Below are 12,833 nucleotides of genomic sequence, written 5' to 3'. Positions count from 1 at the left end.
CAAAACTGACTGCGGATGCGTCCGTCGATGCATACAGTATATTTGAAAAAGAACTCTAAGGGAAAGTGGTTGCGGGGGCCGGATTTGAACCGACGACCTTCGGGTTATGAGCCCGACGAGCTACCAGGCTGCTCCACCCCGCGTCCGAAAACGTGGCGAATATTACGCCGATCTTGCGAAAAATGCAAGTTATACTGAGATTTGGTACCGAGGACGGGACTTGAACCCGTAAGCCCAATCGGGCACTACCACCTCAAGGTAGCGTGTCTACCAATTCCACCACCTCGGCACTTCACTGACTGCGACGATACGATGTCGCTTTAGCGCTGACGATCTTACTGCGGGATATCATTGCCCGGCGTGGCCGGTTTAGCTGGCTGAGTCTGCTGTTGAGACTGAGCCGGCGCGCTGAGGTTTTCCCACTCGCTTCCTTTGGAAGTCTTGTTACTGTTCAGGTTGCCCAGAATCAGACTGATAATGAAGAACAGCGTAGCCAGTACCGCAGTCATGCGAGTCATGAAGTTACCAGACCCGGTTGAACCGAACAGCGTACCAGAAGCGCCTGCACCGAATGAGGCTCCCATATCAGCGCCTTTGCCTTGCTGCAGCATGATCAGACCAACGAGGCCAATCGCTACAATAAGGAAAACAACCAACAGAGCTTCGTACATAATCAACCTGTTTCCTTGCGCGTTATCCGCACAGTTAAAGCTTCAACCAATATTGACGGGGAGTCTCGTCATCACCCATCAGAAGCGGGTGTGAATACTAACCAAAGGCGCATACCTCTGCAAGCGCAATTTACACGAAGTTTTGCGATTGCGGAAAAAAGCGCCATCCCGGTGATTTTACAGGCGGAAAGCAGCAAACTGACCGCCCGTAACGCGGCTAAACCGCTTTTACCGCATCGGCAATTTTGTGCGCCAGCTCGGTCACCTGCGCCTCATCCTCGCCTTCCACCATCACGCGAATCAGCGGCTCGGTGCCGGATTTACGCAACAGCACGCGCCCGCGTCCGGCCAGCGTTTTTTCCACCTCTGCGGCAGCCGCTTTGACGCTGTCGCTCTCCAGCGGATCGTGGCTGCCGCTGAAACGCACATTCACCAGCACCTGTGGCAGCATCTTCATGCCGCTGCACAGATCGTGCAGACTCATGTGGTTGCGCACAATCGCAGTGAGTACTTGCAAACTTGCTACAATGCCGTCACCGGTGCTGATTTTATCCAGCAGAATCACGTGGCCGGAGTTCTCCGCGCCCATGCGCCAGCCCTTCTCCTGCATTTTTTCCAGCACGTAGCGGTCACCCACTTTGGCGCGGGTAAATGGAATCCCCAGCTGTTTCAGCGCCAGCTCCAGCCCCATGTTGCTCATCAGCGTGCCGACCACGCCGCCACGCAGCTGGCCCTGACGCAGCGCTTCACGCGCAATGATGTAGAGAATCTGGTCGCCATCCACCTTCTGTCCAAGGTGATCCACCATCATGATGCGGTCGCCGTCACCGTCATAGGCCAGGCCGAGATCGGCTTTTTCATCCAGCACGCGCTGCTGCAGCTGACGCAAATCGGTAGCGCCGCACTCTTTGTTGATGTTCATGCCGTCCGGCTGCACGCCAATCGCAATCACCTTCGCACCCAGTTCACGCAGCACATTCGGCGCGATGTGATAGGTCGCGCCGTTGGCACAGTCCACCACGATCTTCAGCCCGTTCAGGCTTAGCTCGCTGGGAAAAGTGCCTTTGCAGAACTCAATGTAGCGCCCGGCGGCATCGACGATGCGGCTGGCACGGCCCAGCTCAGCGGATTCGACGCAGGTCAGCGGCTTCTCCAGCTCCAGCTCAATGGCGGCTTCAACGTCGTCCGGCAGTTTGGTGCCTTCGGCAGAGAAGAATTTGATGCCGTTGTCGTCAAACGGGTTGTGCGACGCGGAGATCACGATGCCCGCCTCGGCGCGGAAGGTGCGCGTCAGGTAGGCAATGGCCGGCGTGGGCATCGGGCCGGTGAAAGCCGCAGACAGACCGGCAGCCGCCAGACCGGCTTCCAGCGCCGATTCCAGCATGTAGCCGGAAATCCGTGTATCTTTGCCAATCAATACCTTGCGCGAGCCGGAACGGGCCAGCACTTTGCCGGCAGCAAAACCCAGCTTCAACACAAAGTCCGGGGTAATGGGCGCTTCACCCACTTTGCCGCGAATCCCATCCGTACCGAAATATTTACGTTCGCTCATGCCTTTATCCTTTTGCTCTCCGTGTCGCCTCGACGATGCGCATCGCTTCGACAGTTTCTTTAACGTCATGCACGCGAATAATCTGCGCGCCCTGCATGGCGGCGATCACCGCACAGCTCAGGCTGCCGGTCAGGCGCTGTGCCGGGCCGACGTTTAACAGCTGGCCAATCATCGACTTACGCGACATGCCCACCAGCAGCGGCAGACCGTGATGGTGAAAATCACTGAGATGCGCCAGCAGCTCATAATTGTGGCTGAGATTCTTACCGAAACCGAAGCCCGGGTCGAGCAGCAGACGCTCTTTTTTAATGCCGGCCGCTTCACAGCGGGCAATCTGCGCAGCGAAGTAAGCGTCCACTTCGCTTACGATGTGCTGATATTCCGGTGCCTGCTGCATGGTGCGCGGTTCGCCCTGCATGTGCATCAGGCATACCGGCAAACCGGTCTCTGCGGCGGCCTGTAACGCGCCCGGCTCGGACAGCGAGCGGATATCGTTAATGATGTGAGCGCCCACTCGCGCGGCTTCGCGGATCACTTCTGCTTTTGAGGTATCCACCGAAATCCACACTTCAAAGCGCTGCGCAATGGCTTCCACCACCGGAATCACCCGCGCCAGTTCCTCTTCCACCGGGACTTCATCAGCACCGGGACGCGTTGATTCGCCGCCCACATCGATAATCGTGGCACCGGCATTCACCATCTCGTTGGTGTGCGTGAGCGCGTCGACCAGCGTGTTGTGCGTTCCGCCATCAGAAAAGGAGTCCGGCGTGACATTTAAAATTCCCATCACATGGGGAAACGACAGATCGAGATGGGTATCACGGGCGTACAACTTCATGGCGAAAATCTCCCTGAGGAATCACTGGATTGTGGAATGTAAAAAACCCCGGACCAGCCGGGGTTTTTGCTTAGGAACAGGCCTGTTACTTGTCGAACTGTTCTGACATGGTGTTGCCTGGGTTTGGCGTACGCGGTTCATCAACCGGACGTGGCGCCTTTGGCGTACCGTTGCTGTCAGAGTTGTTGCTGCCTGGATCTTCCCAGCCTGCTGGCGGACGCACTTCGCGGCGCGCCATCAGGTCGTCGATCTGCGGTGCGTCGATGGTTTCATACTTCATCAGCGCGTCTTTCATCGCGTGAAGGATGTCCATGTTCTCACCCAGAATACGGCGTGCACGCTGGTAGTTGCTGTCGATCAGGTGTTTAACTTCCTGGTCGATGATGCGTGCCGTTTCGTCCGACATGTGTTTGGCTTTTGCCACTGAACGGCCGAGGAACACTTCACCGTCCTCTTCCGCATACAGCAGCGGACCGAGTTTTTCCGAGAAGCCCCACTGCGTCACCATGTTGCGCGCCAGGTTGGTCGCCACTTTGATGTCGTTTGAAGCACCGGTAGAAACGTGTTCCGCCCCGTAGATGATCTCTTCTGCCAGACGGCCGCCGTACAGCGTTGAAATCTGGCTCTCCAGCTTCTGACGGCTGGCGCTGATCGCGTCGCCTTCAGGCAGGAAGAAGGTCACACCCAGCGCACGGCCGCGCGGGATAATCGTCACTTTATGCACCGGATCGTGTTCCGGCACCAGGCGACCAATAATCGCATGGCCCGCTTCGTGATACGCGGTGGATTCTTTCTGCGCTTCCGTCATCACCATGGAGCGACGTTCCGCACCCATCATGATTTTGTCTTTCGCTTTCTCGAACTCGACCATCGACACTACGCGCTTGTTGCCACGCGCAGCGAACAGCGCCGCTTCGTTGACCAGGTTCGCCAGGTCCGCACCGGAGAAGCCCGGCGTACCACGTGCGATAATCGCGGCATCAATGTCGGTTGCCAGCGGCACGCGACGCATATGCACTTTCAGAATCTGTTCACGGCCGCGCACGTCTGGCAGACCTACCACCACCTGGCGGTCAAAACGGCCTGGACGCAGCAGCGCCGGGTCCAGTACGTCCGGACGGTTAGTCGCGGCGATGACGATGATGCCTTCATTGCCTTCGAAGCCATCCATCTCAACCAGCATCTGGTTCAGCGTCTGCTCACGTTCGTCGTGACCACCGCCTAAACCGGCACCACGCTGACGACCCACCGCATCGATCTCATCGATAAAGATGATGCACGGTGCCGCTTTCTTCGCCTGCTCGAACATGTCGCGCACACGAGATGCACCGACACCGACGAACATTTCTACGAAGTCAGAACCGGAAATCGTGAAGAACGGTACTTTCGCTTCGCCGGCAATCGCTTTCGCCAGCAGCGTTTTACCGGTACCCGGAGGGCCCACCATCAGCACGCCTTTCGGGATTTTACCGCCCAGCTTCTGGAAGCGGCTCGGCTCACGCAGGTATTCCACCAGCTCACCCACCTCTTCTTTTGCTTCGTCGCAACCCGCAACGTCAGCAAAGGTGGTTTTGATCTGGTCTTCGGTCAGCATACGGGCTTTGCTCTTGCCGAAGGACATCGCGCCCTTGCCGCCGCCGCCCTGCATCTGCCGCATAAAGAAGATCCACACGCCAATCAGTAGCAGCATCGGGAACCAGGAGATGAAGATGGAAGCCAGCAGGCTCGGCTCTTCCGGTGGTTCACCCACAACTTTGACGTTTTTGGTCAACAGGTTATCGAGTAACTTGGGATCGTTGACAGGAATGTAGGTCGTGTATTTATTACTGTCTTTTTTGGTTACGTTGATCTCACGCCCGTTAATACGTGCCTCGCGGACCTGATCCTGGTTCACTTCCGACAGGAAGGTTGAATAATCAACCCTACGGCCATTCGACTCGCTGGGCCCAAAGCTCTGGAATACTGACATCAGCACGACCGCGATGACTAACCAGAGAATCAGGTTTTTCGCCATGTCACTCAAGGGATTAACCTCATATTACAACGGTGTTAACAGACAGCGTAGGGTACTATATATCCTTCATACCTGGAATCGCGGCGCTGATGATTTTGCCTGTTTAGCCTGAAACTCAGAATTACGCATCAGAATAAACGCCGTTTCGCCTTGCTTTGATTCCGGTATGGAGGGCTACAGTTTGCGCCCTGTCGCCACAATGTACACTTCGCGCGAACGTGATCGCGAAGCGTCCGGCTTACGAATTTTCACTTTCGTAAACAGGGAGCGAATTTCCCGCAGGTATTCATCGAAGCCATCTCCCTGAAACACTTTCACTACAAAACTGCCGCCAGGTGCCAGTACATCCCGACACATTTCTAACGCCAGTTCAACTAAATACATGGAACGCGGGATATCGACCGCAGGCGTACCGCTCATGTTCGGCGCCATGTCCGACATCACCACCTGCACTTTCTGGTCGCCCACGCGCTCCAGTAACGCTTTCAACACCGCTTCGTCGCGAAAATCGCCCTGCAGGAAGTCAACGCCAACGATGGGATCCATCGGCAGCAGATCGCAGGCAATAATACGGCCACCCGAACCAATCTGTTGTACCACATATTGCGACCAGCCGCCGGGCGCAGCGCCCAGGTCAACCACGGTCATACCGGGTTTGAACAGCTTGTCACCCTGCTGAATTTCATCCAGTTTAAACCAGGCGCGCGAGCGCAACCCTTTTTTCTGTGCCTGTTGCACATATTTATCGCTAAAGTGTTCCTGAAGCCAGCGACTGGAACTGGCCGAACGCTTTTTACCCGTCATAATATTTCCAGTTAAATCGTCATCGTAGCGATAAATCAGCACGCAATGGGTCGCGTTGATTTGGCGATATACCCGAGATGGCGGTAGAATGAACCGTTTTCAATCCCTGAGTAAGCAAAAAATACGATGAATCTGAGTACCAAACAAAAACAGCACCTGAAAGGCCTTGCCCATCCACTGAAGCCAGTGGTCATGCTGGGCGGCAATGGCCTGACTGAAGGCGTGCTCGCCGAGATCGAACAGGCGCTCGAACATCACGAATTGATCAAGGTAAAAATTGCCTCGGAAGATCGTGAAACCAAGCAGCTGATCGTGGACGCTATCGTGCGTGAAACTAAGGCAAACAACGTTCAGGTCATCGGCAACGTGCTGGTGCTGTATCGCCCTGCCAAAGAGCGCAAAATTACTCTGCCACGTTAAGCGTACCGTTACGGCTCGTCCGACGGGCAGAGAAAGTGCCATGCTCCTGCATGGGATAAAAGGCCGCAGCGCGGCCTTTTTCCTTTCTTTACAATATGCAGCTGCGCATTTCAAAGCGTAGCAATATCTTAGATGTATTCCACTTTCAGCACTTCATATTCCACATCGCCGCCTGGGGTTTTAACAATAGCCACGTCATCGGCCTCTTTGCCCACCAGACCGCGCGCCATCGGCGAATTCACGGAAATCAGGTTCTGTTTAAAGTCCGCTTCGTCGTCACCGACAATCCGGTAAGTAAACTCTTCATCGGTATCGACATTCAGCACGGTGACGGTGGCGCCAAAAATCACGCGGCCGGTTTTCGGCATGGCGGTCACGTCAATCACCTGTGCATTGGAGAGCTTGGCTTCGATCTCCTGAATACGCCCTTCGCAGAACCCCTGTTCTTCGCGCGCGGCGTGGTATTCGGCATTCTCTTTCAGATCGCCGTGCTCACGGGCTTCGGCGATAGAGGCGATGATGCGCGGACGCTTAACGGTTTTCAGTTCGTTCAGCTCTTCACGCAGCTTCTCAGCGCCTTTCAACGTCATCGGAATCTGATTCATTTTGGCTCCTCGTCATCTATCCTGGTTAACGGCGTCATCCTGACCGGTGACAGCAGAAGATCGGCTTCTGCGGCGCGTAACCTCTTTTCACAAGCAAAAGAATCCTGACCCGGAAAGCTTTCCGGGTCAGGTATCGGTTTTGCATTTTGATACGTATTTTACCCCAGAGTTCCCTGTGGGTCATTGTTTACTTTGCACCGTCCGGGGACATAGTATTGACGCCTTCACCCGTCAGTTACCGCGAGATTATGCGATTTTCACGACTTGTTACCGGATTAACCTGTGCGTTTATGCTGCAGGCACAAGCAGCACCCGTTGAAGAATACATGCAGTATTTGCCAGACGGCGCAAACCTGGCGCTGATGGTACAAAAAGTGGGCGCATCCACCCCGATAATCGACTATCACGGCAAACAGATGGCGTTGCCGGCCAGTACCATGAAAGTGATCACCGCGCTGGCGGCACTGCTGGAGCTGGGCCCGGACTTCCGTTTTCAGACCACGCTGGAGACCAAAGGCGCGGTCAGCGATGGCACCTTAAATGGCGACCTGGTAGCGCGCTTTGCCGGCGATCCGACGCTCAGCCGCCAGGATCTGCGCAATATGGTGGCGGCGCTGAAAAAGCAGGGCATCAACCATATCAAAGGCAATCTGGTGATCGACACCTCGGTGTTCGCCAGTCACGATATGGCGCCAGGCTGGCCGTGGAACGATCTGACACAGTGCTTCAGCGCCCCGCCAGGTGCGGCGATTGTTGATAAAAACTGCTTTTCGGTTTCGCTCTACAGTGCCAATACGCCCGGCGAAAACGCCTTTGTGCGCATCGCCTCTTACTATCCGGCGCACATGTTCAGCCAGGTGCGCACGATCGGACGCAACAGCGGTGACGGGCAGTATTGCGAGCTCGACGTGGTGCCCGGCGAGCTCAATCGCTACACGCTGACCGGCTGTATGCGCCAGCGTGCGGAACCGCTGCCCCTGGCGTTTGCCGTGCAGGATGGCGCCGCGTGGGCCGGCGAGATCCTTAAAGCGCAGCTGCGCGACGCCGATATTGATTACAGCGGCCATTTAGTGCGCCAGACGCAGGTGACGTCACCGGGCACGGTGCTGGCCTCGACGCAGTCCGCACCGCTGCACAACCTGCTGCACACCATGCTGAAAAAGTCAGACAACATGATCGCTGATACCGTGTTCCGCACCATCGGCCATCACTACTTTAACGTGCCGGGCACCTTCCGCGCCGGTTCGGATGCGGTCAGGCGTGTGCTGCGCGAAAAAGCCGGCGTCGACCTCGGCAACAGTATTCAGGTGGATGGTTCCGGCCTGTCGCGTCACGACCTGATCGCGCCGGATACCATGATGCAGGTGCTGCAGTTCATCGCCAAAAATGACGCCACGCTGAATTATATTTCGATGCTGCCGCTGGCAGGTTATGACGGCACGCTGCAGTATCGCGGCGGTCTGCACGAAGCGGGGCTGGATGGCAAAGTGTCGGCAAAAACCGGTTCGCTGCAGGGCGTCTATAATCTGGCTGGGTTCATCACCACGTCGAGCGGTGCGCGCGTGGCCTTTGTCCAGTTCCTCTCTGGCTATGCGGTACCGCCGGAAGACCAGAAAACGCGGCGGATTCCGCTGGTGCGCTTTGAGAGCCGCCTCTATACCGACATTAACAAGAACAACTAATGAAACTGTTGATCGTTGAAGATGATGCGTTATTACAATCGGGCCTGGCGCAGGCGCTGAGCAGCGAGGGCTACGCCGTGGATTGCGCTGGCAGCGCGGCGGAAAGCAACGCCCTGCTGCGCAGCAGCCAGTACAGCCTGATCGTGCTGGATCTCGGTCTGCCGGATCGCGATGGCGCCACGCTGCTGCGCCAGTGGCGGCGCGGCGGCATCGCGGTGCCGGTGCTGATCCTGACCGCGCGCGATGCGCTGGAGGATCGCGTCGACGGGCTGGACGCCGGTGCCGATGATTACCTGGTCAAGCCGTTTGCGCTTGCAGAACTGCAGGCGCGGGTGCGCGCGCTGATCCGCCGCTATCAGGGGCACAGCGACAACCTGCTGCAGCAGGGCGATCTGACGCTCAATCTCAGCTCGCAGCAGGTGCTGCTGGAGAATCTGCCGCTGGAGATCACCCCCAAAGAATTCGCCCTGCTCACCCGCCTGCTGATGCGCGTGGGGCAGAATGTGCATCGCGAAACGCTGCAGCAGGATCTCTACAGCTGGAACGACGATCCCGGCTCCAACACTTTAGAAGTTCACATTCATAATCTGCGCCGCAAGCTGGGGAAAGATCGCATCAAAACCGTGCGCGGCGTTGGCTACCGGCTGGAACTACGCGAATGAACAGCATGCGTCAGCGGTTACTGATCATGCTGGCGCTGATTCTCCTCACCTGCCAGGTGATGAGCGCTATCTGGCTGTGGCACGAAAGCCGCGAACAGATCAGTTTCCTCGTCAACGAAACCCTGTCGGCCCAGGCGCGTAACGATCGCGTGGAGAATGAGATCCGTGAGGCCATCGCTTCGCTGTTGCTGCCTTCGCTGGTGATGGTAAGCCTGACGCTGCTGCTGTCGTTCTGGGCCATCAACTGGATTATCCGTCCGCTCAAATCGCTACAGGACAGCCTTGCCCACCGCTCTGCCGACAACCTGACGCCGCTGCCGATTTACTCCGAGATGGATGAGATCGTTGCGGTCACCTCCTCCATCAACCAGCTGTTTTCCCGTCTCGACCACACGCTGCAGCAGGAGCGATTATTCACCGCCGACGCCGCGCACGAGCTGCGTACGCCGCTGGCCGGGCTGCGCCTGCATCTTGAGCTTCTGCATCAGCAGCAGGTGCCGCAAAGCGCCATGCTGATTGAGCGTATCGACCAGCTGATGCACACCGTCGAACAGCTGCTGATGCTGTCGCGCGCCGGTCAGGCGCTGGCGGGCGGCCACTATCAGCAGCTGCAGTGGCAGCGTGACATCATGCAGCCGCTGATGCCGGAGATGGCTGAACTGTATGCCCAGCGTCAGCAGACGCTGCACTGGCCAGACGGCGACGATGTGCCGCAGCAGGGTGAAGCGGTGCTGCTGCGCCTGATGCTGCGCAATTTGCTGGAGAACGCATCGCGCTACAGTCCGGAAGGCAGCAGCGTGCAGGTGAAGCTGCGTCAGGTACAACAGCAGGTCTGGGTTGAAGTGTGGGATCAGGGGCCGGGTATTGATGCCGATGCGGCAGAAGAGCTGACGCAGGCGTTCCGGCGGCGCGATCAACGCTATGGCGGCAGCGGCCTGGGCCTGAACATTGTGCTGCGTATTGTGCAGATGCATCGCGGCAGGCTGGAACTGGTGAACCGCGAAGACAGCAGCGGACTGGTCGCCCGCTGCTGTTTGCCAACACAACTGATTGGCTGAACGCCGTCAGAAGTGGGTGTTGAGGCTCATATAGTAAGTACGGCCTGATTCGTTATAGGTATTGGCACCGGCACCGTAAAGATAAGCGCCGGTGGTGGCGTTACCGGTGGTTTGCGCATTGCCCTCACGGAAGTGGCGCTTATCGAACAGGTTATCGATACCCAGCGTCACGCTGGCATACTTATTGATATCGTAAGTACCGCTCAGGCCGACAATCGAGTACGGGCTCACTTTGTCGGTGGCGCTGCCGGTCACCGGCTGTCCTTTGTAGTCGTACTTCTTCGGCGTCTGGGTGCCGTACCACGTCAGGGTAGTTTGCAGCGACAGATCCTGCGTTGCCTGCCAGCTTAGCGTCGAGTTCAGCGTATACTCCGGAATGATCGACAGACGATCGCCGGTCTCCTTGTTCTTGCTCTGCAGCATGTAGGTGAAGTTGTTATTCCACATCACGCTGTCAGAGAAAGGAACATTGACCGTGCCTTCCAATCCTTCCACCACTGCTTTCGGCACGTTCTCCCAGCGATAGATATCCGTGGTGCCGTTAGAGGCTTTACCTGAAGGCGCATAGCCGGCTTCAATCTTGTTGCGGTAATCGTTACGGAACCAGGTCAGACCGGCCTGATAACCTTCATGCTTCCACTCCAGCCCAACTTCTTTATTGATGCTGTTTTCCGCTTTCAGATTCGGATTACCCTGCAGATAGCAGGCGCCGGTGCTGGCGGCGCAGCCCTGGCCGTTGCTGTACAGCAGGTAGTTCGGGTTCGTCTGGTACAGACTCGGCGCTTTGTAGGCCCGGCCAATCCCCATCTTCAGCGTGAAGTCATCGCCCAGCCCCTGTGACAGGTTAAGCGACGGGCTCCAGTTGTTGCCAACGATGGAGTGATGATCGAAGCGCAGCGCCGGCGTCAGCATGGTGCTGTCGGTCAGCTCCATGTTGTCTTCGGCAAACAGGGAGAAAATCTCCGCCTGGGCATAAGGACTGCGGCCGGTGCTGGCGATGCCTGGCACGGCACCGTTGCTGGCGGCCTGGGTGGTCGACGAAGGATCTTTCATGCGCTGCTGGTTCCACTCGGTGCCCAGCGTTGCGGTCTGATTGACGCCCAGCTCAAATGGCAGGCTGATTTCACTGTGCAGCAGCACATCGTCCAGCTGAATGGTATTGAACCCGCTGTTGGAGAAAATCCCTTCCGTGCCGCCCGCCAGACCTTCATTGATGCGCGTATTGCGGGTTTTTTCGTAGCGCGCCCAGCTGCTGGTGCTGATGCCGTTGTCCCACGCGCCGGTCCATTTCAGTGAAATATTCTGGCGATACAGACGGTTGGTTTCATCGCCGTACAGGCTCTTTACCAGTGCGTTAGTGTTGGTGTTCTGCGTATCGCCCGCGTACAGGTTGCCCTGACGACTGTAACCGGCCTGCAGCTCCAGCGTCTGCATAGGGGCAAACGCCCAGCTCAGCAACGCATTGATATCTTTGTTAACCGAGCCTTCGCGGCCTGCCGGGTAGCTGCCCGCATAGCTGCCGGTGCGCGCTGCCGCGTGCCCTTCATTGATGTCGTACGCGTCGGCCTGGGTTTTGGCTAAGCCGCCATACAGCCGGAAGTTGAAGTCGTCGCCCAGCGGCCCTTCAAGGCTGAAGTTGGTGCGTTTGGTCGCCCCTTCCGATTTGTGTTCCGGCGCGTTGAAGTAGGTATTCCACGAACCGTGCCACTGCTGATCGCTGTACTTTTTGGTGATGATGTTCACCACACCGCCCGCCGCGCCGTTACCGTAGCGCACCGCGGCCGGCCCGCGAATCACGTCGATGTGATCAATCATCTCCGGCGGCACCCAGTTGGTATCGCCGCGCGTATCACGCTCACCGCGCCAGCCGAGACGCACTGAGTTACGGCTGGTGATCGGCATGCCGTCCACCATGATCAGGGTATTTTCCGGTCCCATGCCGCGAATATCGATCTGACGGTTGTTGCCGCGCTGGCCGCTGGTCGAGTTACCGGTCAGGTTAACCCCCGGCATGGTACGGATAATTTCTGAAACATCGCGCGCCGGCGGATGCTTTTTGATCTCATCGGCGGTGATGGTGGAAACCCCCGGTGCCTGCAGCGTCTGCTGCTGGGCCGTCACCATTAAGGTGCCACCGTCCATCGCGCTGGCGTCGGGAGAAGAGGCGTTGCTGGAAGTCGTCTTGCTGGAAGTCTCTGCTGCCCAGGCGCTGCCGGAAAGCAGTGAGGCGCTGAGCCCCAGTTCGATCAAAATAGCGAAAGTTAACCGCGAGTAATGCTTCATTTTTTTCATTCCTGGAAGGCCAGTTCTGCGCCACAGCGGAGTGACTGGCGAGCCGGTGAGAAGATCCCTGTCTTTATCGCGCAGCCGTTCACACCTGGCAGGGCCATCCTTTGCTGAATCCCATGACTTAGCGGGTGCCAGACGGAACGTGCGTGCTCATTTTGAGCGCAGTCACCCTATTGCAAATGCAAATAATTATCAATAGTATTATTTATCAATCCTATGTAAACCTCCCCGTACAGAC

Annotated in this window: 11 protein-coding genes and 2 tRNA genes; 4 read left to right on the top strand and 9 right to left on the bottom strand. The window is 57.2% G+C overall.

The genetic code is table 11. The annotated features are described in order from the left end of the window. Window positions 1-66: 66 nt before the first annotated feature. The 7 genes from F3J36_RS12490 to rlmE form a co-directional block, all read right to left on the bottom strand. Window positions 67-143, bottom strand: a tRNA-Met gene (locus F3J36_RS12490). 59 nt (window positions 144-202) lie between these two features. Then, window positions 203-289, bottom strand: a tRNA-Leu gene (locus tag F3J36_RS12485). Between the two features lie 46 nt (window positions 290-335). Then, window positions 336-671, bottom strand: coding sequence for a preprotein translocase subunit SecG (secG, locus tag F3J36_RS12480; RefSeq protein ID WP_010617340.1), 336 nt, complete (start codon window positions 669-671; stop codon window positions 336-338). Window positions 672-888: 217 nt separating this feature from the next. Then, the gene (gene glmM, locus F3J36_RS12475) at window positions 889-2,223 is read right to left on the bottom strand and encodes a phosphoglucosamine mutase (RefSeq protein WP_166719802.1); all 1,335 of its coding nucleotides are present in this window, start codon (window positions 2,221-2,223) and stop codon (window positions 889-891) included. A 4-nt stretch (window positions 2,224-2,227) separates the two neighbouring features. Continuing rightward, window positions 2,228-3,061 carry a dihydropteroate synthase gene (folP, locus tag F3J36_RS12470; RefSeq protein ID WP_088516028.1) on the bottom strand — a complete coding sequence of 278 codons (834 nt, stop codon included), beginning with the start codon at window positions 3,059-3,061 and terminating at the stop codon, window positions 2,228-2,230. Window positions 3,062-3,146: 85 nt separating this feature from the next. Next, window positions 3,147-5,075, bottom strand: coding sequence for an ATP-dependent zinc metalloprotease FtsH (gene ftsH, locus F3J36_RS12465; RefSeq protein ID WP_021507707.1), 1,929 nt, complete (start codon window positions 5,073-5,075; stop codon window positions 3,147-3,149). Between the two features lie 174 nt (window positions 5,076-5,249). Beyond that, entirely contained in the window at window positions 5,250-5,879 is a 630-nt protein-coding gene (gene rlmE, locus F3J36_RS12460; RefSeq protein ID WP_021507708.1) for a 23S rRNA (uridine(2552)-2'-O)-methyltransferase RlmE, read from the bottom strand. A gap of 126 nt (window positions 5,880-6,005) precedes the next feature. Between rlmE and yhbY the strand changes: the two genes are divergently transcribed. Continuing rightward, the gene (yhbY, locus tag F3J36_RS12455; RefSeq protein ID WP_010617345.1) at window positions 6,006-6,299 is read left to right on the top strand and encodes a ribosome assembly RNA-binding protein YhbY; all 294 of its coding nucleotides are present in this window, start codon (window positions 6,006-6,008) and stop codon (window positions 6,297-6,299) included. Window positions 6,300-6,427: 128 nt separating this feature from the next. Here yhbY and greA read toward each other — a convergent pair whose 3' ends face one another. After that, window positions 6,428-6,904 (bottom strand): transcription elongation factor GreA, encoded by a 477-nt coding sequence (greA, locus tag F3J36_RS12450; protein ID WP_021507709.1) that lies wholly within the window; start codon window positions 6,902-6,904, stop codon window positions 6,428-6,430. 248 nt (window positions 6,905-7,152) lie between these two features. Between greA and dacB the strand changes: the two genes are divergently transcribed. From dacB to pmrB, 3 genes are read left to right on the top strand one after another with little or no spacing between them, the layout of a single operon-like run. Next, on the top strand, window positions 7,153-8,586 hold the full coding sequence (gene dacB, locus F3J36_RS12445) for a serine-type D-Ala-D-Ala carboxypeptidase (protein ID WP_031279733.1): 1,434 nt from the start codon (window positions 7,153-7,155) through the stop codon (window positions 8,584-8,586). After that, on the top strand, window positions 8,586-9,248 hold the full coding sequence (pmrA, locus tag F3J36_RS12440; protein ID WP_088516027.1) for a two-component system response regulator PmrA: 663 nt from the start codon (window positions 8,586-8,588) through the stop codon (window positions 9,246-9,248). Before dacB ends, pmrA begins: the two co-directional genes overlap by 1 nt. Continuing rightward, entirely contained in the window at window positions 9,245-10,306 is a 1,062-nt protein-coding gene (gene pmrB, locus F3J36_RS12435; protein ID WP_021507712.1) for a two-component system sensor histidine kinase PmrB, read from the top strand. The genes pmrA and pmrB overlap by 4 nt, the downstream gene beginning before the upstream one ends. A 6-nt stretch (window positions 10,307-10,312) precedes the next feature. Here the strand turns inward: pmrB and F3J36_RS12430 are convergent, their stop codons facing one another. Further along, window positions 10,313-12,589 carry a TonB-dependent siderophore receptor gene (locus F3J36_RS12430; protein ID WP_058770686.1) on the bottom strand — a complete coding sequence of 759 codons (2,277 nt, stop codon included), beginning with the start codon at window positions 12,587-12,589 and terminating at the stop codon, window positions 10,313-10,315. Window positions 12,590-12,833 lie beyond the last annotated feature (244 nt).

The organism is Pantoea sp. Cy-640 (assembly GCF_011752635.1).
GTDB lineage: Bacteria > Pseudomonadota > Gammaproteobacteria > Enterobacterales > Enterobacteriaceae > Pantoea > Pantoea dispersa.
Note: the sequence above shows the minus strand (reverse complement) of the source record. Positions and strands in the feature narration are given on the sequence as shown.